This is a genomic window from Martinezella tropici (genome assembly GCF_008370325.1).
Classification (GTDB): domain Bacteria; phylum Pseudomonadota; class Alphaproteobacteria; order Rhizobiales; family Rhizobiaceae; genus Rhizobium; species Rhizobium tropici_B.
In genome coordinates, this window is the sequence record NZ_VNIP01000006.1 from 153,294 (window position 1) to 178,905 (window position 25,612).

A 25,612-nucleotide genomic window follows, 5' to 3' on the forward strand; every position below is an offset into this window, starting at 1 on the left:
GAGGGGCGAGCGGCAAGGAAAATCAACCTTTAATCTTGGCTGCGAGGCACCGCGGCTGTCTATGGAACTCAATCACGATCGCAAGTCAGGATATTCGGGGCATCTGCTCCGCGATCGAGATAAGCTGCAACGCCTGATCCAATGCAGTTGAGATTATGGCGCTGAGCTCTGCCAATTCTTCCCCGGTAAAAAGCTGGTTCATTTCCGCAATCGATATTGTTCCGCCTTCGGTTGGCAGCTGTCGACTGTCTTCAGCAAGTCTATCCAGTTGAAGGCGAATCTTCGCAACTTCATCATCCTCGGCGCATCCTGAATAGCGAAGAAGAAACGACGCGACGTGAATGGGAGAAAAATCGAAAGCATCACGCCCGCAACAAGCGGCTTCACACATAGTCTCGCAATTCTTAATTAGTCCGAGCAAAGGATGATCAAGGTTCAAGCAGAGTTCCTTTCCGAGGCCAAGTCATCCTGAAGCGCAGAGCCTCACGACGAAAAAATCAGGATTTTCGTACCAGGCATATCGAGCTAAATTCCAGAGTGGTTCGCCATTCACGGGAGCGGCAGTCATATTATTGGGTAATGTGATGGAAAGCGCTCGAACGTTTTTTCATAATTCGCCGGTGACCCGGTAATGATCCACTGAATATCTACAGGAAAAAGCTAAGGGCAAGTCAGGAAGATCACCGAAATATCGCGGCAGTCCCGCAAGCGATCCGAAAACCAGGGCGCGAGCTAGAGCAGTTCCAGCAAAAGTGCGAAGCGGTTTTGCGTCCGGAACTGCGTAAAAACAAGAAGATAGAGCGTTTTCGCGATTCGAAGAAAAGCGGAAATGCTCTAACTTTCGGAGTCCTTGCTTGGGTTTTCGGACGGTCCGCGGGACATTGGCGACAACGTGAAGCGCGACGAGGATTGATGTGTAAGAGAGCCGTTGAAGTCACCTATAGCGAGGAAATCCTGCGTGACGCCGTTCGAACTTGTGTTTGGCGGCAGGGTGTGGTGCGTCAGAAAGGGCTATGGGCCGCAGAGGCCATGCTGATCGCTCTCCTCATTTGGCTGCCTTTGAGGGGTGAGCAAGGTTGGCTGCTTGGGGTCATCAGCGTTGTCGCCCTTCTTCCTCCTTGCCTGATCATCGCGATGTGGATTGCACATCATCGCAACACAGTGGGAAAATTCCACAGGATGCCGAGCCGTCGGGCGGACTTCACGTTTCTTGACGAAGGGCTTGAGGTGGCATCCGAACTGGGGTCTGCGAAAATCCCATGGTCTGGCATTACCGAGATTTGGGAGCGACCGGCCTACTGGATGATATTCACGGCTCCAAACCAGTTCATGACGCTCCCCCTCCAAGCGGTATCAGCCGAGGACCGTGACTTTCTACGATCTAAAGTGCCGGTTGCGGTGCCGTAAAAGGCCTAGATCGCGCGAGAGGCGAATGGCTTTGCGCCTGCCGTGCTATTCCAAAAAAAGAACCGCGCTCGTGGCGCGGTTAAGTCTAGGGAGGAAACACCCAAGGAGGGTATTTACAGTCAGAAGACTGTAGCTGGATATTGATATCGCATTGCACAAATGTCAAGCATTTTATTGCGCTGCAAAATATTTGGGCAGATTTGAAGATCATGCCTGATTGGCGGGCAGGTACCCGCCGCGTCATCATCCGGTTTGCTTCACGGCTCATATGGGATATGACATCGCCCATCCTGTCATTTACGCGGATTGACCATGCTTCCCGATCGCTCGTTCTTCTATCGTCTGGCCGAGGCGGCCAAGGCCGAAACCCTGCCGCGCTTCCGCGCCGGCGTCGATGTGGTCAACAAGGAAGCCAGCGGCTTCGATCCGGTGACGGAAGGAGACCGCGCCGCCGAAGAGGCGATTCGCGCATTGATCGAGGCCGAGTTTCCCGAGCATGGCATTCTGGGCGAGGAGCACGGCAGCGTCGGGCTTGATCGCGAACATGTCTGGGTGATCGATCCGATCGACGGCACGCGCGCCTTCATCTCGGGTGTTCCGGTTTGGGGAACGCTGATCGGCCTGCAGAAGAACGGCCGCGCCATCATGGGGATGATCGATCAGCCTTTTACGGGTGAGCGCTATTTTGCCGATGGCAATGGTTCTACCTATTCGGGGCCGGATGGTGAAAAGCGGTTGCAGGTCCGCGATTGCGGCAGCCTTTCGAACGCCATCCTCTTCACCACCTCGCCGCATCTCTTCGTTGGCGAGGAGCTTGCCAGATATCGCGAGATCGAAAGCCAGGTCCGGCTTTTCCGCTATGGCACGGATTGCTATGCCTATGCGCTGCTGGCCGCAGGCCATATCGATCTCGTCATCGAGAATTCGCTGAAACCCTACGATGTCGGCGGCATCATTCCCGTCGTCGAGCAGGCCGGTGGCATCATGACCACCTGGAATGGCGGCCGACCGGAGATGGGTGGAACGATCATCGCAGCCGGCAGCCGCGCCGTTTATGAACAGGCTTTGGCTGTCCTGTCTCGCTAGAGCAAGTCCAGGAAAGGTGCGTAGCGGTTTCCGTCCGCAGTTGTGGAAACAAGCGAATGGAGCGATTTGGCGTTTCACCGAATAGCCAAATCACTCCATTCGCTTGGCGTCAGGCTTCCGCTTCCGCCTCATAAGCATTCGTCTTCGCATCGCTGCCGGGGATGAAGGCATGGATCGCGGCGAGAGCCTGATTTCGGTAGATATCGCGCTCCTGCAGAATCTCATGCTTGGCGCCGTGAATGGGCACGAGTTGTGCGGCGCGGAAATAACGCGACAGCCGCTCCTGATCGGCATAGGGCACGACACCGTCCCGCGTCGGCGCGAGCAGGACAGTGGGGACGTGAATCGAAAACAGGTGTTCGGGCCTGTTGACCCGTTCGATCGCCCGCAAGGCCTGCGACAGCCAGCGCGCCGTCGGCGGACCCAGGCAAAGCTGCGGATAGGCGGTACCGATGCCGATGTTGCGCCGATAGCGCTGCTCGTCCGTCGTCAATGGATTGTCGGCGAAGGGTCTTTCCTTGAATTTCTTGCTGAATTGCATTCGGCCAAGGCCGATGCCGCTGACGGTGCCGGAAAGAAAGCGGATGAAGGCCGGCGATACGCCGTGACCGGTCAGGCCGATGAAGGGGGCGGACAGCACCATCCGGTCGATGCGCGTTGCCAGCCCCGGTGCCGCCGAGAGCGCGATCAGCGCGCCCGTCGAATGGGCCAGCAGAAAGAAGGGCAGGCGCGTGTCCGGCAGGACGATTTTGTCGAGGAAAGCCGTGAGATCGCGTTCATAATCGGAAAAGTGTCGGATATGGCCGCGCAAGGGATCCTTCAGCAGCCGTTCCGATCCGCCCTGGCCACGAAGATCGAATGTCGCAACCCAGAGACCCTTGGCGTTAAGGTCGCGGATCGTCTCGAAATATTTCTCGATGAATTCGTTGCGGCCCTGCAGCAGAACCACGGTTCCTCTAGCGACCGGCTGCTCGCAGCGGAAGATGGCATAGCGCAGCTTGCGCCCGTCGAAGCTCTCGAAGAACCCCTCGGTGCGGTTCTCCGGCACAGGATTGTCTGCTGTGGAATAGAGGACCGAATCCATGACGGTGTCGCGCCTCGCTGACAAATGTCTCGTCTCAAGGGGATAGCGCAGCCCGGAGGAATTGCAACAGGTTTGTTGGCGGTTCCGGCAATCGAACTCGGTGCCCCCAAAGACGGTATTCCTTTCATCGGAGGTTCCGATGACATTATCGTTTTTCTCCGTTTCATCTTCTTGCACGTCTTTGCGAATGTTCGGCCGTGGTCATCATCTGCTGGAATGAAAAGACATGCCAATCACCGAAATTGCGGAACCAAGAATTCTTATTATCGGCGGTAGCTCCGGAATGGGGCTGGCGCTGGCAAAACGCGCGCTTGCCGCCGGCGCTAAGGTCATCATCGCTGGACGGAACACGGACAAGCTCCAGCGCGCTTGCGCGGAACTCCAAAACCCATCGCTTTCCATTGAGACAGTCGATATCACGCAAGAAAGCCAAGTCGCCGATCTGTTTGAACGCATCGGCCGGCTCGATCATATCGTAAGCACTGCCGCCGATATCGAAGGTGCTTACGAGCTGCTGCCTTCGCTGGACCTCAGGGCTGCGCAGAGGGTCGTGGAAAGTAAATTCTACGGTCCGTTACTGCTTGCAAAATATGGGTCACCCTTACTCTCTGCCACTGGCTCCATCACGTTCACGTCAGGCATTGCCGCTTATCGACCGGCCGCACGAGGGTCGGTGGTCGCTGCCGTCAATGCTGGACTGGAAGGATTGGTTCGCGCACTCGCAGTCGAGTTGGCGCCCATTCGGGTAAACGCCGTTTCACCTGGCTGGGTCGATACGCCCATCTGGACGTTCGTTGCCGGTGACCAGAAAGAAGAAACATTGGGCGCCATGGCAAAACGGCTGTTGGTCGGGCGGGTAGGACAACCGGAAGATATCGCCGATGCCATCAGCTTCCTGATGGGCAACGCCTTTACAACGGGGACGATACTGCATGTCGAGGGCGGACATCGGCTGATTTAGCGGATGCAAAGCCGGTGCTTGCGACCGCCAGCAGCAGCTTCAGAGCTTGCGGCTGAACACGCTTGCGCCGCCAGATCATCACAAGCGAGGCTGTCCGCATTGGCCCCGGCCAGGGCATTTCGTCAAGTTCGCCACGATGGAGTGCGTCCGCGATGGCAAACCGCGGAACGAGGCTCGAGCCCGTACCGGCAGCCACGAGGCGAGCAATGGTACCGATGCTGCCGACTTCGGCGGCGAGCTTTGGTACTGCTGTCCCTGCCGCCTCGAATGCCTTGTCGAACAGGTGCCGGTAGACGCAGCCGATTTCTGTTGCCACGAAGCTCATCGAAGCAGGTGCTGCCAGACCGCTTGTCTTCGATGATGCCTCCCGTGTGGGAGGGGTAATGAGGATCATCGGCTCCGTCGATATCACCCGCTTTGCGAGGCGTTCATCGACGTCGCCTCTGTCAAAGCAGAAGGCGACATCGATCTCACCGACTTCGAGCTTGCGCAACAGATCGCCACTGCCCGCAACCTTAACCCGCAGATCGATATCGGGGTGATCGCGCTGAAAGGCCGGCAACCATTGCGGAAGCTTCATGGAAGCAATGGTCTCGAGTGCGCCGATCGTCACCGTCCCAACCGCAGCCCCCAAGACTGCTTCAACGGCAGCGCGCGCCTCGTTGCCGATTGCCAGTATTTCTTCGGCATAGGGTCTCAGTGCCTCGCCAGCTGCCGTCAGCTCCAAGCTCGATCTCGACCGGATAAAAAGCGCGGCGCCTAATTCGGCTTCGAGCGACTGGATCTGATCGCTCACGCTCGATTGTGCGAGATGGACCTCTTCGGCTGCGCGGGTGAAATTCCGGGTCCGGGCGACCGCCAGGAATGTCTTGAGTAATCGGGGGTGCATCGAGTCGTGCCGAACCAAAGTGACAAGCGCCATTTAAAGTGAGACCGCCATTTAAAGCGAGGCGACGCCAATACCGGTCAGGCTGCCACATCCCCTATATCGACGTCAATGCAACACGGGATGGTCGCCGGAAGATCAGAAAAAAGCTGGCCAACGGTGCCCGTAATTCGCGGTGCCCTTGAAGGCGCCTGCGGCATGATCTCGATCGCGATATCCGTCCGCATCAGGCCTTCGGTGTCGCGCCGCGTCGTTCGAGCGCAGTCTTGCGGATGACGTCGGCGATCTCAGGGCTGCTGCTCGACAGCATTTGGAAATCCGACGAATAGAGCGACAGCAAGGAGACCTCGGTCGCGGCGCTGACGGTGGCCGAACGGGGCTCGCCGCTGATCAGGGCCATCTCGCCGAAGAAGCTACCGGAGCCGAGCTCAACAGGGTTCGGCGTGGCGACGCTGACGCGGCCCTCGACGATGAAATACATCTGGTCACCGGCCTCGCCCTTGCGGCAGATGATGCCGCCGGCCGGCACGACACGCGGTCTTAGCGCTCTAACGATCTCTATGAGCGCGGCCGAACCAAGTTTCTGGAAGAGCGGCACCGCCGCAACCAGCTGCCAATTTCGCACGAAGTCCTGGCGACGGACCTCTTCGTAGAAGCCGGTGGCGAGGATGCCGGCCCAGAGCGCAAAGATGCCGATTCCGCTCATCATGACCAGCCCCGCGAGGACGCGGCCGGCGAAACTTTGCGGAATCTCGTCGCCATAACCCGTCGTCGACAGCGTCACCACCGCCCACCACATCGCCAGCGGGATGCTGCCGAACTTGTCCGGCTGGACGTCGCGCTCGATGACATAAGCCACGAGCGCCGCGCCGAACAGAACGATGCCGAAGATCGAGGTGACGCCGATGAGGTTGCGCGCTTCCTTGGTCAGGACCCTCCCCAGCAGCCGGAAGAAGATCGAGCCGCGCAGCGGCTTCAAGAGCCATATGGCGCAATAGAGGCTTTGGTCGCGGCCGTGGACGAGAAGGAAGGCGGCCAGAGGGACTAAAACAGCCAGTATGTCGACGGCGATTTCCGGTGTGCTGCCGCGAATGTCTTTCGTCCGCTGCACGATCAGCGTCTCAATCAGTTGCAGGCCGAAGGCAACCCAGATGCCGGCGAGCAGAACTTGCAGGATGAGCCTGGTCTGTCCAGCTATATCAGGCGTCGTCAGTGCCGCCACGGTCAACAGGCCGATTGCGGCGAGCACCGCGTTCAGCGATGCGGAAATCTTCGAAAAAGGGAGCGCCGACATTCAATACCCCGGGGTGGGCTGCCACTTACCTAAAGCCTTTCCGCCTTTCTTCGAAACGCAAAAACGCTCTATCCTCTTGTTTTTACGCAATTCCGGACGGAAAACCGCTACGCACTTTTCCTGGAATTGCTCTAGAATAGGATGGCTTCGATCCAAACGTAAAGGGCTGGCAGGATATGCGCAGCGGCCAAGCGTTGTGTGTTATCGCTGCCCGACCTCGAGCGGAAACCCCTTGAAAGGCTTGATTTCCTTGAGCACGAAGGTCGTCTGCATTTCCTTGATGCGCGGCAGCCGGCGAACGACCGCCATGGCGAAATCCGCATAGCTGTCGAGATCGGTCGCGACCACTTGCAGCAGGAAATCCGCGTCGCCGGCGATGCTGTAGCAGGCTACGACTTCGCTGAGCTTCAGGACGTCGCGCGAGAATTCCTCGGCCTCCACTTCGCTATGGCTGTCGATCTTCACCCTGATGAAGGCGAGAACGCCAAGGCCGATCCGGCGCCTGTCCAGGGTTGCCGCATAACCCTGGATCACGCCTGTTTCCTCCAGTTGGCGCACGCGCCGCCAGCATGGCGACGTCGAGAGCCCGACTTCGGAGGAAAGCGCCTGATTCGTCAGGCGCCCGTCCTTCTGCAGCGCTCCGAGGATCCGCAGATCGATGGGTTCAAGGGCTTCAGGCATATCCGATCTCAATTTCAGTGAAATTTGGTAGGCTCTACCATAATCGCGTTACTGGCTGCAATGAAAGGTAAGAATGTCCCGGATCTCGGGGATATCCTGTACGCACATAATCTCAACAGCAGCAGGTCTCCATGCTTCCCGATATTCGTCTTGCCATCGTCATCAATCCGGCATTGCCGCTCGGTCTGATCGCCAACACCGCCGGCGCCATCTCGATCGGGTTGGGTGCAAAGTTTCCCGCGCTCGCGGCCAGGCAATTGACCGACAGGGAGGAACGTACGATCGACATCAGCTCGAACATGCCCGTTCCGATACTGCAGGCGGATGCGGAAACCATACGATCTCTGTTGCTGAAGACCTTGCCGGTAGAAAACGACCGAGCGATCGTTCCGTTTCCTGCCTTTGCCCGCTCGCTGCACGATTACAGGGACTATGAGGCGACGTTTCCCGATCGCGACCTCGCCGGCGAGGCGATCGACGGCCTGGGGCTGGCGGGGCCTTCGAAATGGGTGAAGTCGCTGACTGGCTCGCTGAAATTGCTGCGGTAGCTGCGGGCTTTGATGCAATTCCGGGCGGAAACCGTTTTACACTTTTCCTGGAATTGCTTGGGTCCTGGAATTGCTTGGGCGCTCAAAAGAAAAAAGGCCGGCTTGCGGAGATAGAGAGATCCGCTTCGCCGGCCGAGCAAGGACTGAAGAAGAAGGGACGATACACTTCAGTCATCGGACGATGGTGTTCCGATGATTTGAAGATAGGGCTGCCAGCCTGAACCGGTTCCGAACCATGCGTTCATCTGCGGTTCACGCAGGTTTTTCCTTGGAATTTCCCGAACCGCGCAGGGGTCTTGAACTCTGCAAAAGCGATCACCATCTCTTTTTCGCGGGCGCCAAACGGGCTCGCAGAACCGTCCCGAGGCTGCCCGGAGTGGGGCCGTGGGGCAAAACTTGAAATCGCAATTGTCGCTCACAGGAGGACTCCATGCGTCACGTAGACTTCTCTCCCCTTTATCGTTCCACCGTCGGTTTCGACCGTCTGTTCACCATGCTCGACAGCTTGGCCCAGCCGGATCAGGCACAGACCTATCCGCCCTACAACATCGAGCGCACCGGGGAAAACACCTATCGCATCACCATGGCCGTTGCCGGTTTCGATGAAAAGGAACTGAGCATCGAGGCTCACGCCCATGTCCTTCACGTCAAGGGCGAAAAGAGCGAAGAGCCGGCTGAAACCAGCGAATATCTCTATCGCGGTATCGCCAAGCGCGCCTTCGAGCGTCGCTTCCAGCTCGCCGATCATGTCGAGGTCCAGGCTGCTTCGCTGAAGAATGGTTTGCTGCACATCGATCTGCTGCGCAACATTCCGGAAGCCATGAAGCCCCGCCGCATCTCCATCGCGGCCGAACAGGTGGATGCTCCAAAGTCCATCGAGGCTCACATCAACTAACGCGAGCTGGCGGTCCCCGACCGTCATGTCCGGGCTGACGGACTTAAACCGTCGCGCCTCTGATCCTCCCAAGATCAAAAAGAAGCGGCGCTCCATCGGGGGGCGCCGCTTTTGTTTTGTCGCGATGTCGAAGGACTCAGGCCGCGTTGGTGGCTTCGCCGGATTTTGCATCCGCCTGTGCCTTAGCAGCCTCGCGCCGCTTGGCCGCATCGGCATATTTCTGGGCAAGCACGGCGCAGGTCATCAGCTGGATCTGATGGAACAGCATGAGCGGCAGCACGATGGCGCCGATACCCTGGCCGGCGAAAATGACGTTGGCCATCGGCACGCCGCTCGCCAGAGACTTCTTCGAACCGCAGAAGGTAATGGTAATTTCGTCAGCCTTCGTGAAACCGAGGGCGCGGCTGCCGAACATGGTGATGCAGATTACCATGGCAAGCAGTACCATGTTCGCGACGATCACGGTGGCGATGTCGGCCACCGAAAACGTGTGCCACAGCCCCTCGACCACCGCTTCGCTGAAGGCCGAATAGACGACCATCAGGATCGAACCGCGGTCGACCGGCATCAGGATCTTCTTCTTCGAGCGGATCCAGTCGCCGATCCATGGCTGCAGCACCTGGCCGGCGATGAAGGGAGCGAGCAGCTGCAGCATGATCTGCCATAGGACATCCCAGGAAAAGCCGCCCTGGCCGCCGACGGAAAACAGGATGCCGACGAGCAGCGGCGTCAGAAACATGCCGAAGATGTTGGAGGCGGAGGCAGCACAGATCGCGGCGGACACGTTTCCGCCGGCGATGGAGGTGAAGGCGATGGAGGATTGCACCGTCGAGGGCAGCACACTCAGGAATAGCATGCCGGTATAGAGCGACACGGGCAGGATGCTGTTCGGGACGACATGGCCCATAGCTAGTACCAGCAACGGAAAGATCCCGAAGGTCGTCAGCAGGATAACGAGGTGCAGCCGCCAATGCAGTATGCCGGCGATAACGACATCGCGCGACAGGCGCGCACCATGCAGGAAGAACAAGAGCCCGATGGCGAAATTGGTGGCGATGCCGAAATAGTGGGCGCTTGCCCCCTGCACCGGAAAGAGCGATGCCGTCAGAACGGTGAGCACCAGCAGCATGGTGAAGGTGTCTGGAAGAAAGCGGCGCATCGTGCCTACCCCAATCGCATTGCAAGTCTTGATGATTACTTCTTGCAGATAGACCTATTGTGATCCACGATGCAAGGAATAACAGTTATCGTGATACAGGATAAGCTATGCTTGATCTCACGCAGTTGCGCAGCTTTGTCGCCGTCGAGCAGATGGGCAGCTTCACGCTGGCGGCGGAGCGGCTCGGTCTCGGGCAATCGACCGTCAGCCAGCATATACAGCGACTGGAAACGGAGATCGGGCGCAAATTACTGGCGCGGGACACACATCGCGTCGTTTTGACCGATGACGGTGAGGCATTGCTCGGACATGCACGCCAGATGCTGTCGATCGAAGGGGAGGTGCGGCAGCTTTTTGCCGGCAACAGCCTGCGCGGCAATCTTCGGCTCGGCGTTTCCGAGGATTTCGTCACCAGCCAGCTCCCTGACGTGCTGGAGGAGTTCGTGCGTTCGCATCCGTCGGTCGATCTCGAACTGACGGTCGCGCTCAGCGGTACGCTCTATGAGATGCAGGACAATGGCGATCTCGATCTAGTGCTTGCCAAGCGCCGGCTCGGCGATACCAGGGGCAAGCTCGTCTATCGCGAGCCGCTGGTCTGGCTGGCGCGCGATCCGGAGCGCATTCGCAGGCTTGCGGCACCTTTGCCGTTGATTGCCTTTCCCGCGCCCAGCGTCACCCGTGCGGCAGCGCTGGAGGCACTCCGCCGGCAGCAGGTGCCATGGCGGATCGTCTGCACCTGCGGCAGCCTCAGCGGGCTGACGGCCGCTGCCCGCGCCGGCATGGGCGTTCTCGTTCAGCCGCAGAGCATGGCGCCCGCCGGCCTGAGCGAAATTGCGCCGGGCTGGCTGCCGGCGCTGGAGGATGTCGAATTCGTGCTCGTGCCGCGCAAGGGTGCCAATCAACTCCTGATCAACGCCCTGTCGGAAGACATTCTGACAAAGGTCCGAGGGCCGAGATCGCACTGAGAACGATACCGCTCACGGCCTCTCGATAAAAGCAATACGGATCTTGCGGATAACGCTGGGAATTTTCCGGGATTTTCATTGCCGGCTGTCGTTTCCTTTGCCTTTCGGGGCGCCGGATTCAGTTCAAAGTCAGCTTCCGCTGCTATCTTAGGTGGCGATGGGTGAACTGCGGGAGGATATTCGTCTCGGTGATATATGGTGCCATCTTCATTTCCGGACTTGTAGCCTGCGTCGTGGCAATGACGATGATTGCTCATCATAAGCCCGCGTCCGATCGCGAGGATTTATCGAACTTTGCAATGTTCGCCCATCGGAATCAAAACTAACCCTCGTTGTCGCCATTTTGAGCGCCGTCCGGTCCGAATCCGGCTCCGGCGCTTTTTTCGTGCGGGTCACGCCAGGCAGGCGAGGAAGTTCGCCACATCGGCCTCGGTCGTGGCGAAGCTCGTCACGAGACGGATCAGGGTTTCATCATTGCCGATCAGATCCGGTTGCGATTCCGGGATTGGCCATTCGTAGAATTTTGCCCCCTTGTCCTCGGCTGTCTTGGCGGAGGATTTCGGTATGATCGCGAAAACCTCGTTCGAAGCCGTCGGCCAGGCGAGGCGGGCGCCCCCCGCCCTTTCGATGCCGGCGCGCAGACGATCGGCCATGCCATTGGAATGGCGGGCCAGATCGAGCCAAAGACCATCCTGGAAATAGCCGTCGAACTGGGCGGCGATGAAGCGCGACTTGGAGAAGAGCTGGGCGGCGCGCTTGCGGATGAAATGCATCTCCTTTGCCTTTTCAGGATCGAAGACGACGATCGCTTCGGCGCACCAGCAGCCGTTCTTGGTGCCGCCGAAAGAAAGAATGTCGACGCCACGCTTCCATGTCATTTCGGCCGGGGTTGTACCGAGCGCAACCAGGGCGTTGGCGAAGCGCGCGCCATCCATATGCAGCGGCAGGCCGTTCGCTTTGGCGACGGCAGCGACGGCATCGATCTCGTCAAGTGAATAGACGGTGCCGATTTCCGTTGCTTGCGTGATTGTCACAGCAGCGGCACGACCGTGATGTATGGCATCCTGCGGGAAGCGGGCGATCTTGGCGGCGAGCGCCCGAGGATCGATCTTGCCGGCCGGACCCTTAACAGTTGCCAGACGCGCAGAGCTGAAGAAGTCCGGCGAGCCGCATTCGTCTTCGGCGACATGCGCCTCGCTGTGGCAGAAGGTGATGCCGCCCGGCTTCTGGACGCTGGCGAGCGACAATGAATTGGCGGCGGAACCGGTCGCGACGAAGAAGACGGCGACTTCGCGCTCGAAGATCTCCGAAAACTTTGCCTCGACCTTCTGATCCAGTTCGCTCAAGCCATAGGCGGTGGCAAAGCCTCCGGACTCGGCAAGCAGACGTTCAGCGATCTTGGAATGGGCGCCCGCCCAATTATCGGAGGCAAAGAACATGGAAATGCACCAATTAAAAAGAGTGAGTTACGGCGTGATAAATAGGATCGGCCGGACATTATGCCAATGCAAAAACCTATCAAGAGCCTGAAGCTGAAGAATGCATCACAGAAATTGATCTACGCAATCAACAAATAAAATGATGCGTCGCAGCGAAACTTTATTGCTCGATTTACACAACAAAGGCAATCTTCCGTCTTTCGTTGACGAATTTTTGCCGTTTTGCTCTTGCGAAGGCCTGAGCTTTCTGGCATAGAGCTGATGAATTAGGACAGGGTTGCTGTCCTATTTTGGCCGCCGAGGCCGAAGATGTGCCCCAGGGTCCTGACGATGTCGGGATTTCGAGCTATAGTTATCCGGAGCGTGCCCTTTCAAGCCTTTCAGGCGGGGGCAATGCGGCGGTGGAATAGCAAGGCGCGGAACGCTGACGACGGGCTCCACTTAGGGAGTCGCGGTTCGCGGCCGGATCTTCACAATGCAACAGCGCTGTCGCGCGTCGGCCCCGGAAACGGACCGCGCGGGACGAAGGAGCGCCCGCGACGCGGGCCTTACCGGAGGGAAGACGATGACGAACAGGACGACGTCCACGAGTTTTGACCAGGCCGCTGCAGTGAATGCTGCCGCTACGGCCAAGACGTCGAAACGCGCCAATCGTCCGACATCGGGCGGCCTCCCGCCGAAACAGGGCCTCTACGATCCGCGCAACGAACATGACGCCTGCGGTGTCGGCTTCGTCGCGCACATGAAGGGCCAGAAGTCGCACCAGATCGTGCGCGACGGCCTGTTCATTCTCGAGAACCTGACACATCGCGGCGCCGTCGGCGCTGATCCGCTGATGGGCGACGGCGCTGGCATTCTCGTGCAGATTCCCGACCGCTTCTTCCGCGAGGAGATGGCGATGCAGGGCGTCATCCTGCCGAAGGCTGGCGAGTACGGCGTCGGCCATTTCTTCCTGCCGCGCGACGAGGCGCTGATCGAGCATTTCAAGACCGCTATCACGCAGGTCGTTGCCGAAGAGGGCCAGGTGCTGCTCGGCTTCCGCGACGTGCCTGTTGACAATTCGTCGCTGTCGAAGGCACCCGATATTGCTGCCACCGAGCCTTACCATGTGCAGGTCTTCATCGGTGCCGGCCGCGATGCCGGCACGAACGAAGAATTCGAGCGCCGCCTCTTCACCCTCCGCAAGGTGATCTCCAACCGCATCTATGCGGAATATGAGGGCGAGGAGAGCAGCTTCTACCCCGTGTCGCTGTCGAGCTCGACCATCGTCTACAAGGGCATGTTCCTCGCCTATCAGGTCGGCGCTTATTACAAGGATTTGTCCGACCCGCGTTTCGAAACGGCGGTCGCGCTCGTACACCAGCGTTTCTCGACCAATACCTTCCCGTCGTGGAAGCTCGCGCATCCCTACCGCATGGTCGCGCATAACGGCGAAATCAACACGCTGCGCGGTAACGTCAACTGGATGGCTGCCCGCCAGGCATCGGTCTCTTCGCCGCTGTTCGGCGAGGATATCTCCAAGCTCTGGCCGATCTCCTATGAGGGACAGTCGGACACGGCCTGTTTCGACAACGCGCTCGAATTCCTCGTGCGCGGCGGATATTCGCTGGCGCATGCCATGATGATGCTCATCCCGGAGGCATGGGCTGGCAACCAGCTGATGGCGCCGGAACGCAAGGCGTTCTATGAATATCACGCCGCCCTGATGGAGCCGTGGGACGGCCCGGCCGCCGTCGCCTTCACCGATGGCAAGCAGATCGGTGCGACACTCGACCGTAACGGCCTGCGTCCGGCCCGTTATCTCGTCACCAACGACGACCGCATCATCATGGCTTCCGAAGCCGGCGTTCTGCCTGTCGAGGAAGAAAAGATCATCCAGAAGTGGCGTCTGCAGCCGGGCAAGATGCTGCTGATCGACATGGAAAAGGGCCGCATCATCTCCGACGACGAGGTGAAGTCGGAACTGTCAAGCAAGCACCCCTATCGCAACTGGCTGAATCGCACGCAGCTGATCCTCGAGGACCTGAAGCCGGTGGAGCCGCGGGCGCTGCGCCGCGACGTGTCGCTGCTCGATCGCCAGCAGGCCTTCGGCTACACCACGGAAGACACCAAGCTCCTGATGTCGCCGATGGCGACGACGGGGCAGGAGGCCGTCGGTTCCATGGGTACGGATACGCCGATCTCGGCCATGTCCGACAAGCCGAAGCTGCTCTACACCTATTTCAAGCAGAACTTCGCGCAGGTGACGAACCCGCCGATCGACCCGATCCGCGAAGAGCTCGTCATGAGCCTCGTTTCCTTCATCGGCCCGCGCCCGAACCTGCTCGATCATACCGGCATGGCCAACGCCAAGCGCCTGGAAGTGCGCCAGCCGATCCTGACCAATGGCGATCTCGAAAAGATCCGCTCGATCGGTCACACCGAGGATCGCTTCGACACCAAGACGCTCGACTTCACCTATGATGTCGAACGTGGCGCCGAAGGCATGCCTGAGATGCTCGACCGTCTTTGCGAGCGGGCGGAAGCGGCCGTTCGCGGCGGCTACAACATCATCGTGCTTTCCGACCGCCAGATCGGTCCGGACCGCATCGCGATCCCGGCGCTGCTGGCGACGGCCGCCGTCCACCATCACCTGATCCGCAAGGGCCTGCGCACCTCCGTCGGCATCGTCGTCGAGACCGGCGAGCCGCGCGAAGTGCATCATTTCTGCCTGCTGGCCGGCTATGGCGCGGAAGCGATCAACCCCTACCTCGCCTTCGACACGCTGCTCGACATGCATCAGCGCGGCGAGTTCCCGAAGGAAGTGGACGCGACCGAGGTCGTTTACCGCTACATCAAGGCTGTCGGCAAAGGCATCCTCAAGGTCATGTCGAAGATGGGCATCTCGACCTATCAGTCCTATTGCGGCGCGCAGATCTTCGATGCTGTGGGCTTGCAGCAGGAGCTGGTCGACCAGTACTTCTTCGGCACGGCGACCATGATCGAGGGCATCGGCCTCGAGACGATCGCCGAGGAAACCGTCTCCCGTCACAAGGCTGCTTTCGGCCGCGATCCGTTGCTTGCAAGCACGCTCGATATCGGCGGCGAATATGCCTACCGCATGCGCGGCGAAAGCCACGCTTGGACGCCGGACGCCGTGGCTGCCCTGCAGCATGCCGTGCGCGGCAATGCCGAGGACCGCTACCGCGAATTCTCCGAAATGGTCAACGAGTCGGCGCTTCGGATGAACACCATCCGCGGTCTCTTCAAGATCAAGGGTGCGGAAGCCCTCGGCCGCAAGCCGATCTCGGTCGATGAGGTCGAGCCGGCCGCCGATATCGTCAAGCGCTTCTCGACGGGCGCCATGTCCTTTGGCTCGATCAGCCGCGAGGCGCATACGACGCTGGCAATCGCCATGAACCGCATCGGCGGCAAGTCGAACACCGGCGAGGGCGGCGAAGAGTCCGACCGCTACATGCCGCTCTTTGACGGCTCGCCGAACCCGGAACGTTCCGCCATCAAGCAGATCGCCTCCGGCCGTTTCGGCGTGACGACCGAATATCTGGTCAATGCCGATGTGCTGCAGATCAAGGTCGCGCAGGGTGCCAAGCCCGGCGAAGGCGGCCAGCTGCCCGGCCACAAGGTCGATGCCACGGTCGCCAAGACCCGGCATTCGACGCCGGGCGTCGGCCTCATCTCGCCGCCGCCGCACCATGACATCTATTCGATCGAAGATCTGGCGCAGCTGATCTACGACCTGAAGAACGTCAACCCGACTTCGGATGTCTCGGTCAAGCTCGTCTCGGAAGTCGGCGTCGGCACGGTTGCCGCCGGCGTCGCCAAGGCGCGCGCCGACCACATCACCGTCTCGGGCTATGACGGCGGCACCGGCGCTTCGCCGCTGACTTCGCTGAAGCATGCCGGTTCGCCTTGGGAAATCGGCCTTGCCGAAACCCAGCAGACGCTGGTGCTGAACGGCCTGCGTTCGCGCATCGCCCTGCAGGTGGATGGTGGTCTGAAGACCGGCCGCGACGTCATCATCGGCGCGCTGCTCGGCGCCGACGAATTCGGCTTCGCCACCGCGCCGCTGATCGCGGCCGGCTGCATCATGATGCGCAAGTGCCACCTCAATACCTGTCCGGTTGGCGTCGCCACTCAGGATCCGGTTCTGCGCAAGCGCTTCAAGGGCGCGCCGGAGCATGTCATCAACTACTTCTTCTTCGTGGCCGAAGAAGTGCGCGAGATCCTTGCCTCGCTTGGCGTCGCCAAGCTGGACGATATCATCGGCGCTTCCGAGCTTCTCGAGAAGGATGAGATGCTGGCCCATTGGAAGGCCAAAGGCCTCGATTTCAGCCGCATCTTCCATAAGGTCGATGCGCCGAAGGAAGAGACCTACTGGACGACGGTGCAGAAGCATCCGATCGACGACATTCTCGACCGCAAGCTGATCGAGAAGGCGGAGCCGGCGCTTTCTTCGAAGACGCCCGTTGCCTTTGAGGTCGATATCAGGAACGTCGACCGTTCGGCCGGCGCCATGCTGTCGGGCGCAGTTGCCAAGCGCTATGGCCATCGCGGCCTGAAGGACGACACGATCAACGTCACCCTGAAGGGGACGGCCGGGCAGTCCTTCGCAGCCTTCCTGGCACGGGGTGTAACCTTCAACTTGATCGGCGACGGCAACGACTACGTCGGCAAGGGACTTTCGGGCGGCCGCATCATCATCCGTCCGCCGGAAAATTCGAAGATCGTTGCTGAGAACTCGATCATCGTCGGCAACACCGTGCTTTACGGCGCAACCGAGGGCGAGTGCTACTTCCGCGGTGTCGCAGGCGAGCGCTTTGCCGTCAGAAACTCCGGCGCGATCGCCGTCGTCGAAGGCGTGGGCGACCATGGCTGCGAATACATGACCGGCGGTGTCGTCGTCGTACTCGGCGAAACCGGACGCAACTTTGCTGCCGGCATGTCGGGTGGCGTGGCCTATGTGTTCGACGAGAAGGGCGATTTCGCTCGCCGCTGCAATATGGCCATGGTCGAACTGGAACCGGTTCCCGAAGAGGACGAGCTCCTGGAGAAGCTGCATCATCATGGTGGCGACATCATGCATAAGGGACGCGTCGACGTCTCCGACGATATGACGCGCCACGATGAAGAGCGTCTCTTCCAGCTGATTTCGAACCACGTCCACTATACGGGTTCGACGCGAGCCAAGGAAATCCTCGATCACTGGGCCGACTACCGCCCGAAATTCCGCAAGGTCATGCCGGTCGAATACCGCCGCGCCCTTGAGGAAATGGAGCGCAGCCGGATGAGCGTGGCGGCGGAGTAATCCGCCCCCGTTCTGAAACCAGCCGAGGGTTTCGCCTCGCATTGCGGTCGCCGCCATGGCGACCGCGACTGTCGAACAGCGGAATCGGATGTGAATTAAAGTGCCGGACAGGGAAACCGAGATGACCCTCAGGCACGGGAGCCATGAGCTCCTCTTTTAGAGTGAGGAAACGAAAGCATGGGCAAGGTAACAGGCTTCTTGGAAATCGACCGGCAGGTGGCGAAGTATCAGCCGGCGTCGGATCGCATCCGGCATTTCCGTGAATTCACGATCCCCATGTCGGATCAGGAAGTGCAGAAACAGGCAGCCCGCTGCATGGACTGTGGCATTCCCTATTGCCACGGCCCGACCGGCTGCCCGGTGCACAACCAGATCCCCGATTGGAACGACCTCGTTTACAACAACAATTGGGAACAGGCGATCCACAACCTGCATTCGACCAACAACTTCCCGGAATTCACCGGCCGCGTCTGCCCCGCGCCCTGCGAGGAGGCCTGCACGCTGAACCTGGAAGATGCCCCGGTCGCCATCAAGACCGTGGAACAGGCGATTGCCGACAAGGCCTATGAGCTTGGCTTCATTCGCCCGCAGCCGGCAACGGTGCATACGGGCAAGAAGGTCGCGATCATCGGCTCAGGTCCGGCCGGCATGGCAGCCGCCCAGCAGCTCGGCCGCGCCGGTCACGACGTTCATCTTTATGAGCGCGAAAGCAAGCCCGGCGGCCTGCTGCGCTACGGCATCCCGGACTTCAAGATGGAGAAGAACTTCATCGACCGGCGCGTCGAGCAGATGAAGGGCGAGGGCGTCACCTTCCATTGCGGCGTCAATGTCGGCGTGGATGTCAAGGTCGAGCAACTTCTGGCCGACTATGATGCCGTGCTCTATTGCGGCGGTTCGGAAACCCCGCGCGAAGCCGGCATTCCCGGCACGACTCTTGCCGGCGTCCATGACGCCATGCCTTATCTCGTGCAACAGAACCGCCGCGTCGGCCGCGAAAACATCGACAGCGTCGGCTGGCCCGGCGATCCGATTCTCGCTGGCGGCAAGCATATCGTCGTTGTCGGCGGCGGCGATACGGCGTCGGACTGCGTCGGCACGGCATTCCGTCAGGGCGCGGTGAAGGTGACCCAGCTCGACATTCGTCCGCAGCCGCCGGAAAAGGAAGACAAGCTCGCCGTCTGGCCGTTCTGGGCAACGAAGATGCGCACCTCTTCCTCCCAGGCCGAAGGTGCCGTTCGTGAATTCCAGGTCGCGACGCTCGAGTTCATCGGCGAAGACGGCGTTCTGACGGGCGTGAAGTGCTGCGAAGTCGATGAGCGCCGCAAGCCGATCGCCGGCACGGAATTCGTCATCCGCGCCGATCTCGCCTTCATCGCCATCGGCTTCCGTGGCCCGTTCACCGACAGCGTGCTCAAGGAACTTGACGGCAAGCTGACGCTGAACACGGATCGCCGTGGTTCGACTAACGTCGTTGCCAACGACAAGGACTACAAGACCTCGATCGACAAGTTCTGGACGGCCGGCGACATTCGCCGCGGCCAGTCGCTGGTGGTCTGGGCAATCCGCGAGGGCCGCCAGGCCGCCCGCGCCATCGACGAGGCCCTGATGGGTTCGACGGTTCTGCCGAACTGAACTTCGCTGCTCTTTTAATGCGCTTATCAAAAGGCCGGGTTCGCAATGAACCCGGCCTTTGTTCTTATCGGTTTGCAGCGATGTTCCAGTTGTAGATGCAGCGGTCGAGGCCGATCGCGATTTCCAGCACTGCGATGTCATGGTCTACCGCCGGTTCCTTCTTCGGCTGGCTGCGATAGCGCTGCGGAAAGTCCGTCCGTTTCGAAATCGAGCAGACCTCCATCCATTTGTCGCCGTTGTCGATCTCGATATCCATCGTGATTTCGGAATAGGCCGGGAGGCGATCGGATGGCACGATCCGCGTCGGCAGATGGATCACCGAGGCGATCATGCGGCGGACCGGTTCCAGCGAGGCGGTGTGGTAATCATTGCCGCTATCGGCGGTAAACGCGCATTGGAATTCAAGCTGCCAGAATTCCTTGAGCCGCACATGCTTGCTCGGCTGCTCCTGTTCGCGGCGATAGGATTTCCCAGCCTGCCAGACGCACAAAGGCAGCCGCGTTCTCGAATGGTTTCCGAGAAGATGCTGCATGTAGGCATAGGTTGATGGCGTCGTTTCGGGCCGAAGCACAAGTTCAATCTCGGTCTTCGATACCTGCTCCTGTACCCATATGTCCGGGTTGGAATAGGCATCCGAGACGAGGCTTCGAGGCATCAGGGTCGGAGCTTCGACCCTGCGAAAATCCCAGGCGGAGTTTGCGGATCGCAGAAAGCGTGCGACTTCATCGGAAAAGAACCGGACGAGATCGTCGCGCAGTTTGATATCCCGCTCTTCCCAATGAACGAGCGAATTGACGTTATAGATATTGAGCACGTGCCATTCTCCATAGGCAACGTTGATGTTTTGAGGTGAGGGCTTTACGTCCAGCAGCCGCCGGACACGCCAATCGCTCCGGCCGTCACGACTGGACGCGGAGACCTCAGCCGGAGAAAGCGCGCAAAATCGCAGCCTGCCGGCAGGTGCGGTTACGATCGATATGATCTGCGCTGTTCGTACTCATGCAGTACTTCTATTGGCGGTCTGCAAGCTTGTCAAACCGCTCCAGCGCATCTACCGCGCCACCGATCCCGGCAACCGGTAGTCGTCCACGCGGCCGGCCGGTGGCGGATCCATTCGGCCCTTCTCGACCAGAAGATCGCGTGGCGAGGGCGTCGTCACGGCGGGTGCCGGCGCGGCGCCCAGGAGTTGCGAGCCGCCGTCGAGGTCGGGGTCGGAAAGACTTATCGGCTGCGTGCGGGTTATTTTTTCCATCTCGGTTGCGGGGAGGTTGGCCTGCAGTGCCGGCAGCGAATTGCCCGTGTCGAGGCGGGTGATGTCGGGGCTTGCCTGATCTCCCAATATCCGGCGCGCCGGCTTTTCGACATAGAAGGCGACCTTGCGCTTGCCGGCCACCGTCAGGTTAACGCCATCTGCCGTCCTCAATCGAACCTGCTGGCCGTTTATGTCGGAGCCGGTAACGATGAATTCGCCGTTCTGGTCGGTAAATCCGTCCCATATGTCGATGAATTCGCCGCCGACGCTGGTCATCTGGCTTTGGTAGATCTGATTGAGCTTGACCGCACCTGCGCTCAACTGATCCGAGCCGAAGGAGGGCAGTCCCACCCAGAGCAGCGGGATATGGCGGCTCGTCACCAGCTTGGCGAATTGCTGCACGCGCTCTTCATAGGCGAGGAACCACGGATCGGTGCCGTATTTCTCATTCAGCCCGTCGCCGATCATCTGCTGTCGGTCGTTGGCGCCGATCATGACGATGACCATGGCCGGCTTCAACTGATCGATCATCCCGGGCAGTTGTTGCGGCCAGTTGTAATAATCCTGCCGGACGAGGCCGGAAGCGATATTGCTGCGGGCCTGGATGACGACGCCGGGGGAGGTGGAGAAGGCATCCTCCAGTCCCGCCGCCAGGCCACTCGCCAGGAAGTCGCCGACGACGAGAATGGTTTTAGCATCGGGACGCTTTTCCGTCGGCGGCGGCGTTTCCGGCTGCACGACCGGTTGCCGAGGCGGTGGGGTCGGCCGCTTGCGCGGCTGGGCCTTTCGACGCGGTGGCGGCTGCTCGGCCGGCTGATCGGGATAGTCCGGCTCGCGGGTGCCGAACAGCATATCGAACAGGTTTCTGCGCGGCCGCTCCTGCGCTTCGGCTGCGCTCCACAGGCCGCCGAACATGATGACGGCCGCAAGGAATGCCGCAAGGACAATCCTTGCTGTTGCCATGGTCGCGCGGGCAGGTCGTTTTATCATAGCTACTTTCCGCTGACGCCCCGCGATCGCATGAAGACAAATTTCCCGTCAAGCGATCGAGGTCCGTTTTATGCGGCCTACTTGCGCAATGCTTTCAGCAGGCCCATCGAGGGCTCGCCATCGGCATCCATGCCCATGCGTTGCTGAAGGGCTGATATCGCAGCCTTGGAGCCAGATCCGAAATTGCCGTCGACGACGCCGTCGTAATAGCCGAGCTCTTTCAGGCGCGTCTGCAGCTCAAATTTCTGCTTGACGTCGAGCGCGCCGCTCGGGCGCGGCCAGGATTGCTGCATGCCGCCATAGCCGGCGATCTGATCCGCGAGCAAACCGACGGCCAGCGCATAGCTGTCCGAGGCGTTGTAGCGCTTGACGGTGAAGAAGTTGCCGGTCATCAGGAAACCCGGGCCATCCGGGCCGCCCGGCATTTTCAGCTGGGCGCGGTCGGAGGTCAGGCGGAAGCTCTTGCCGTTGGGGCGGACGAAGCCGAGGGCTGCCCATTGCGCGACGGTGTGGGTTTTGCCGGCCTGGGCGCTGCCGCCGGGCGGTACTACGACTTCATAGCCCCATGTGCGCCCGGTATCCCAGCCGTTCTTGGCAAGAAGATTGGCCGTGGTCGCCAAGGCGTCCGGAATGGAGTTCCAGATATCCGGATGGCCGCTGCCGTCGGCATCCACGGCATAGAGCAGGTAGCTGGTCGGAATGAATTGCGTATGGCCCATGGCGCCGGCCCAGGAGCCGTTCAGCTCCTTGCGCGAGATATCGCCCTTCTGCAGGATCTTCAGCGCGGCAACCAGCTGCTTCTTCGCATAATTGGCCCGCTTGGGATCGGCGTAGGCGAGCGTCGCGAGCGCGCGGGGCACATAATGCAGCCGGTCGTTCTTGGCCAGCACGGCGCCATAGTTGGATTCCATCGACCAGATCGCCAGCATGATGTTTCTGTCGACGCCGAAGCGCTGCTCAAGTGCACGCAGTGTGGATGCATATTTGACCGCCATCTTCCGGCCAATATCCACGGTATAGGGATTGACACGGGAGTCGAGGTAGTCCCAGATCTGGGACTTGAACTCCGGTTGATACTGCGCTTTTTCGAGGACCGTGGGGTCGGGGTCGGTCACGCCGGCAAATGCATCGCGATAGGTCGATTGTGTGATGCCGCTCTTTGCAGCGGTGGCGTAGAAGCCCGCGATCCATTTCTGGAACCCAGGGTCAGCATTGGCGTTAACGGGGAAGAATCCCGCAAAGGCGCCGAGCGCGAGCGCCAGAGCGAGACCACGAAGGGAGTTTTTGCGGTTTAAGGTCATCTACAGCCTGGTCCATCAATCGTTGGATTTCGGTGCGGCGAAGCAAATGGCAGTCGCCCAAGCGTGACACTAAAGGAACGAAGTCAACAAATTCTTTACCATGGAAGTGCGGGCCAGTCATTATTTGCAAAACAGTAGCAAATTTAATCTACTGACGTTTCGAATGGCTTGGCGCCAGCGTTTTAATGCCCAGGAGGTATGAGTGGGACAGCATAAGAAGGTGCGTAAGGCAGTATTTCCGGTTGCCGGACTAGGGACGCGGTTCCTGCCGGCGACCAAGGCGGTACCGAAGGAAATGCTGACTGTCGTGGATAAGCCGGTGATCCAATATGTCGTCGACGAGGCGATGGAAGCGGGCATCGAGCATTTCGTCTTCGTGACGGGCCGCAGCAAGCACGTCATCGAAGATTATTTCGATATCCAGTTCGAGCTCGAGCAGACGCTGCGCCAGCGCAACAAGAATGCCGAACTGTCGCTGCTGAACGGCCTGCTGCCGAAGGCCGGCACGGCGAGCTTCACGCGCCAGCAGGAACCGCTCGGCCTCGGCCACGCCGTCTGGTGCGCCCGAGAGATCGTCGGTGACGAGCCCTTCGCGCTTTTGCTGCCCGATATGGTCATGCGCGCCGACAAGGGCTGCATGAAGGGCATGATCGAGCTTTATGAGCATAGCGGCGGCAATGTCATCGCCGTCGAGGAATGCGCGCCCGATCAGACCCATAAATATGGTATCGTCGGTGTCGGCGAGACGATCGGCAACGGTTTCCGCATCACCGAAATGATCGAAAAGCCGGCCAAGGGCACGGCTCCGTCCAACTTCTTCATCAACGGCCGCTACATCCTGCAGCCGGAAATCTTCCGCATCCTTGAAAGCCAGGAACGCGGCGCCGGCAACGAGATCCAGCTGACCGACGGCATGCTGAAACTCGCGCAGACGCAGGACTTCGCCGGCTATCACTTCCAGGGCCAGACCTTCGACTGTGGCGCAAAGGATGGCTTCATCCTCGCCAATGTCGCTTTCTCGCTGGCGCGCGCGGATATCCGCCCGACCATCGAAAACGAGCTGAAGGCGCTGATCGCAGCCCTGAAATAAGCGCTTGCGATCTTCACAGACAAAGCATCGAGGCCCGGTTATGCCGGGCCTCATTTCGTTTGCGGGGAAAAAGGCTCGATCCAGGGGGCGGAGTTAGCGCTTCACCGTCAAGCCGACGCCGGCCTGAAGCTGGTGCGTATCGTCGCCGGCCTTTCTGGTGGTCAGCTGATAGCCGATATTGCTGGTCAGATCGAGGTAGCGGTTGATCCCCCACGTCAGGCCGAAAGCCGTGTCGTATTCGGTTTCGTCGGAGGCGCCGCCGTTGGAAGGATAGTCGCGCCAGATCGTTCCGCCCGTCACTTTGGCGGTCAAGTCGTCGCGCAGCTGATGGCTTACGGTGCTCGTGAGCTGGTAGGCGGTATAGCCGCTGAGGCCGGCCGTGGTGGAGGGCTGGACCGTGGTCGAAAGGCCGATGCTGATATCCGTGCCGCGCTGCGGCGACCAGGCGAGATTGCCGTCGATCGTCGGCGAGTCCACGGACGCCAGGCGCGAATCATCGAATTGCGTGTGCTGATAGCCGAAGCCCAGTTCGCCCTTGAACTTTTCGCCAAGGTCGAATTCGACGCCGCCCTTGCCGCCATAGCTCTGGTTCGAGCGGGCATAGCCGTTGCTGTCGCGCGTCTGATCGTAGATGGCTCGGCCGAGATTGACTTCCACGAAGGGAATGATGGCGGGCGAGAGCTCGTAGCCGATACGCCCGCGCCAGGTGCCGGCCGTCTGGTCGCGGTCGCTGAGCGTGACCTTGGTTCCGTCGGAAAGCACGGCATCGGAATAGACTGTGCGCGTCAGTGCCAGCGCCGTCGTCCCGCGCAGCAGACCGAAGTCGCGTTCCAGCGAAAGCCCGGTCGTGAACTGGTTGACCGCCGATTGCTTCGAGGCGCCGGCGATCGCGTTCGGGTCGCTCGTGTCCTCGCGGTAGAACTGATAGCCGGCGGTGATATGCGCGGTGGTATCGGCGGGAAGATCGAGCCGCAGGTCGGCGTTGAGATTGATGGTCGGTTTTTCTTCGCTCGTGCCGCTGAGGTTCTTTTGCCAGACGCCTTCGCCGGTAATGGTCAGGGCATGACGGTCCCAATCCGAGGTCAAGGTGCTGCGCAGATCCGTCTGCAGGAAAGTGCGGTTGTCCTCGGTGGAGCCGGTGCGATCCCGCTCGACATTGATCGACTGGTTGACGGAAGGGCGCAGGGTGAAGGTGCCGAGCGGTATGCCCTGGACATCCGCCCGATCCGGATATTGGCGCGCCTTCAATCCATCGACCGTCGGTTCCGGCAGGTTGACGCGGCGCAGGTCATTATCGAGCGTGGAGCCCGTGGTGGTGGGATCGACGCCATCAAGGCGGAGGCGCATGTTCGGCGGCGAGTCGCTATTCGACGCGCTGGCGGAGGCCGGGTTCGTCGGCTGGACCGCTTGCGCACTGCCTGCGAAGGAGGTCGTCGGATCAGTCGGGGATGCCAATGTTGATGCAGGCAAGCTGTCGTCGAGGTTCTGCCCGGGTAAGAGCGATTGCGCATAGACCGACATCGGCGCGGCGAATGCGATACCCCAGCCGAGCACGGCAAAGGTCGCCCATGCCGTCAGCTGGAGGGCACCATGACCCGCCTTATCCTTGCCGATGTTCATTTTATTTATGTCTGACC

General features: G+C 60.1%; 20 protein-coding genes. 9 read left to right on the forward strand and 11 right to left on the reverse strand.

What is annotated here, in order from left to right:
* Positions 1 to 85 precede the first annotated feature (85 nt).
* Entirely contained in the window at positions 86 to 439 is a 354-nt protein-coding gene (locus tag FP026_RS09130) for a DUF6331 family protein (protein ID WP_149634312.1), read from the reverse strand.
* Between the two features lie 326 nt (positions 440 to 765).
* Between FP026_RS09130 and FP026_RS09135 the strand changes: the two genes are divergently transcribed.
* Both FP026_RS09135 and hisN read left to right on the forward strand, forming a co-directional pair.
* Positions 766 to 1,407, forward strand: a complete 642-nt coding sequence (locus tag FP026_RS09135) for a YcxB family protein (protein WP_149634313.1) — start codon at positions 766 to 768, stop codon at positions 1,405 to 1,407.
* 312 nt (positions 1,408 to 1,719) lie between these two features.
* A complete protein-coding gene (hisN, locus tag FP026_RS09140; RefSeq protein ID WP_149634314.1) occupies positions 1,720 to 2,493 on the forward strand; it encodes a histidinol-phosphatase in 774 nt (257 codons plus the stop codon).
* Positions 2,494 to 2,602: 109 nt separating this feature from the next.
* Here the strand turns inward: hisN and FP026_RS09145 are convergent, their stop codons facing one another.
* Positions 2,603 to 3,577, reverse strand: a complete 975-nt coding sequence (locus tag FP026_RS09145; protein ID WP_149634315.1) for an alpha/beta fold hydrolase — start codon at positions 3,575 to 3,577, stop codon at positions 2,603 to 2,605.
* Positions 3,578 to 3,803: 226 nt separating this feature from the next.
* On the opposite strand from FP026_RS09145, the gene FP026_RS09150 reads away from it, so the two are divergent.
* Positions 3,804 to 4,538 carry an SDR family oxidoreductase gene (locus tag FP026_RS09150; protein WP_149634316.1) on the forward strand — a complete coding sequence of 245 codons (735 nt, stop codon included), beginning with the start codon at positions 3,804 to 3,806 and terminating at the stop codon, positions 4,536 to 4,538.
* On the opposite strand, the gene FP026_RS09155 is transcribed toward FP026_RS09150, so the two are convergent.
* The 3 genes from FP026_RS09155 to FP026_RS09165 all read right to left on the reverse strand — a co-directional run bounded on the left by FP026_RS09155 (position 4,489) and on the right by FP026_RS09165 (position 7,399).
* Positions 4,489 to 5,427: a LysR family transcriptional regulator gene (locus FP026_RS09155; RefSeq protein ID WP_149634317.1), complete on the reverse strand. Its 939-nt coding sequence runs from the start codon at positions 5,425 to 5,427 to the stop codon at positions 4,489 to 4,491. The two genes, FP026_RS09150 and FP026_RS09155, sit on opposite strands and share 50 nt — an antisense overlap.
* A 223-nt stretch (positions 5,428 to 5,650) precedes the next feature.
* A complete protein-coding gene (locus FP026_RS09160) occupies positions 5,651 to 6,718 on the reverse strand; it encodes a cyclic nucleotide-gated ion channel (RefSeq protein ID WP_149634318.1) in 1,068 nt (355 codons plus the stop codon).
* Positions 6,719 to 6,919: 201 nt separating this feature from the next.
* On the reverse strand, positions 6,920 to 7,399 hold the full coding sequence (locus FP026_RS09165; RefSeq protein WP_149634319.1) for an Lrp/AsnC family transcriptional regulator: 480 nt from the start codon (positions 7,397 to 7,399) through the stop codon (positions 6,920 to 6,922).
* Between the two features lie 131 nt (positions 7,400 to 7,530).
* Between FP026_RS09165 and FP026_RS09170 the strand changes: the two genes are divergently transcribed.
* Together FP026_RS09170 and FP026_RS09175 are read left to right on the forward strand one after the other, a co-directional pair.
* Positions 7,531 to 7,947, forward strand: coding sequence for a DUF2000 domain-containing protein (locus tag FP026_RS09170; protein WP_149634320.1), 417 nt, complete (start codon positions 7,531 to 7,533; stop codon positions 7,945 to 7,947).
* A 430-nt stretch (positions 7,948 to 8,377) separates the two neighbouring features.
* Positions 8,378 to 8,842, forward strand: a complete 465-nt coding sequence (locus FP026_RS09175; protein ID WP_112343314.1) for an Hsp20 family protein — start codon at positions 8,378 to 8,380, stop codon at positions 8,840 to 8,842.
* Between the two features lie 136 nt (positions 8,843 to 8,978).
* Here the strand turns inward: FP026_RS09175 and FP026_RS09180 are convergent, their stop codons facing one another.
* A complete protein-coding gene (locus FP026_RS09180; RefSeq protein ID WP_149634321.1) occupies positions 8,979 to 10,001 on the reverse strand; it encodes a bile acid:sodium symporter family protein in 1,023 nt (340 codons plus the stop codon).
* A 107-nt stretch (positions 10,002 to 10,108) separates the two neighbouring features.
* Here FP026_RS09180 and FP026_RS09185 point away from each other — a divergent pair, with 107 nt between their 5' ends.
* Complete coding sequence (locus tag FP026_RS09185; protein ID WP_149634322.1) at positions 10,109 to 10,966, forward strand: LysR substrate-binding domain-containing protein; 858 nt, start codon at positions 10,109 to 10,111, stop codon at positions 10,964 to 10,966.
* A 392-nt stretch (positions 10,967 to 11,358) separates the two neighbouring features.
* On the opposite strand, the gene FP026_RS09190 is transcribed toward FP026_RS09185, so the two are convergent.
* The gene (locus FP026_RS09190; protein WP_149634323.1) at positions 11,359 to 12,405 is read right to left on the reverse strand and encodes a threonine aldolase family protein; all 1,047 of its coding nucleotides are present in this window, start codon (positions 12,403 to 12,405) and stop codon (positions 11,359 to 11,361) included.
* A 565-nt stretch (positions 12,406 to 12,970) separates the two neighbouring features.
* Between FP026_RS09190 and gltB the strand changes: the two genes are divergently transcribed.
* Positions 12,971 to 17,710, forward strand: a complete 4,740-nt coding sequence (gene gltB / locus FP026_RS09195; RefSeq protein WP_149634324.1) for a glutamate synthase large subunit — start codon at positions 12,971 to 12,973, stop codon at positions 17,708 to 17,710.
* Between the two features lie 177 nt (positions 17,711 to 17,887).
* Positions 17,888 to 19,342: a glutamate synthase subunit beta gene (locus tag FP026_RS09200; protein WP_149634325.1), complete on the forward strand. Its 1,455-nt coding sequence runs from the start codon at positions 17,888 to 17,890 to the stop codon at positions 19,340 to 19,342.
* Positions 19,343 to 19,406: 64 nt separating this feature from the next.
* Here FP026_RS09200 and FP026_RS09205 read toward each other — a convergent pair whose 3' ends face one another.
* The 3 genes from FP026_RS09205 to FP026_RS09215 all read right to left on the reverse strand — a co-directional run bounded on the left by FP026_RS09205 (position 19,407) and on the right by FP026_RS09215 (position 22,885).
* Entirely contained in the window at positions 19,407 to 20,156 is a 750-nt protein-coding gene (locus FP026_RS09205; RefSeq protein ID WP_149634326.1) for an aminoacyl--tRNA ligase-related protein, read from the reverse strand.
* 237 nt (positions 20,157 to 20,393) lie between these two features.
* On the reverse strand, positions 20,394 to 21,584 hold the full coding sequence (locus tag FP026_RS09210; protein WP_149634327.1) for an SGNH/GDSL hydrolase family protein: 1,191 nt from the start codon (positions 21,582 to 21,584) through the stop codon (positions 20,394 to 20,396).
* A gap of 77 nt (positions 21,585 to 21,661) precedes the next feature.
* Positions 21,662 to 22,885, reverse strand: coding sequence for a lytic murein transglycosylase (locus tag FP026_RS09215; protein WP_149634328.1), 1,224 nt, complete (start codon positions 22,883 to 22,885; stop codon positions 21,662 to 21,664).
* A gap of 202 nt (positions 22,886 to 23,087) precedes the next feature.
* On the opposite strand from FP026_RS09215, the gene galU reads away from it, so the two are divergent.
* Positions 23,088 to 23,975 carry a UTP--glucose-1-phosphate uridylyltransferase GalU gene (galU, locus tag FP026_RS09220; protein WP_149634329.1) on the forward strand — a complete coding sequence of 296 codons (888 nt, stop codon included), beginning with the start codon at positions 23,088 to 23,090 and terminating at the stop codon, positions 23,973 to 23,975.
* Between the two features lie 93 nt (positions 23,976 to 24,068).
* Here galU and FP026_RS09225 read toward each other — a convergent pair whose 3' ends face one another.
* Positions 24,069 to 25,595 (reverse strand): outer membrane beta-barrel protein, encoded by a 1,527-nt coding sequence (locus FP026_RS09225; protein ID WP_149634330.1) that lies wholly within the window; start codon positions 25,593 to 25,595, stop codon positions 24,069 to 24,071.
* Positions 25,596 to 25,612 lie beyond the last annotated feature (17 nt).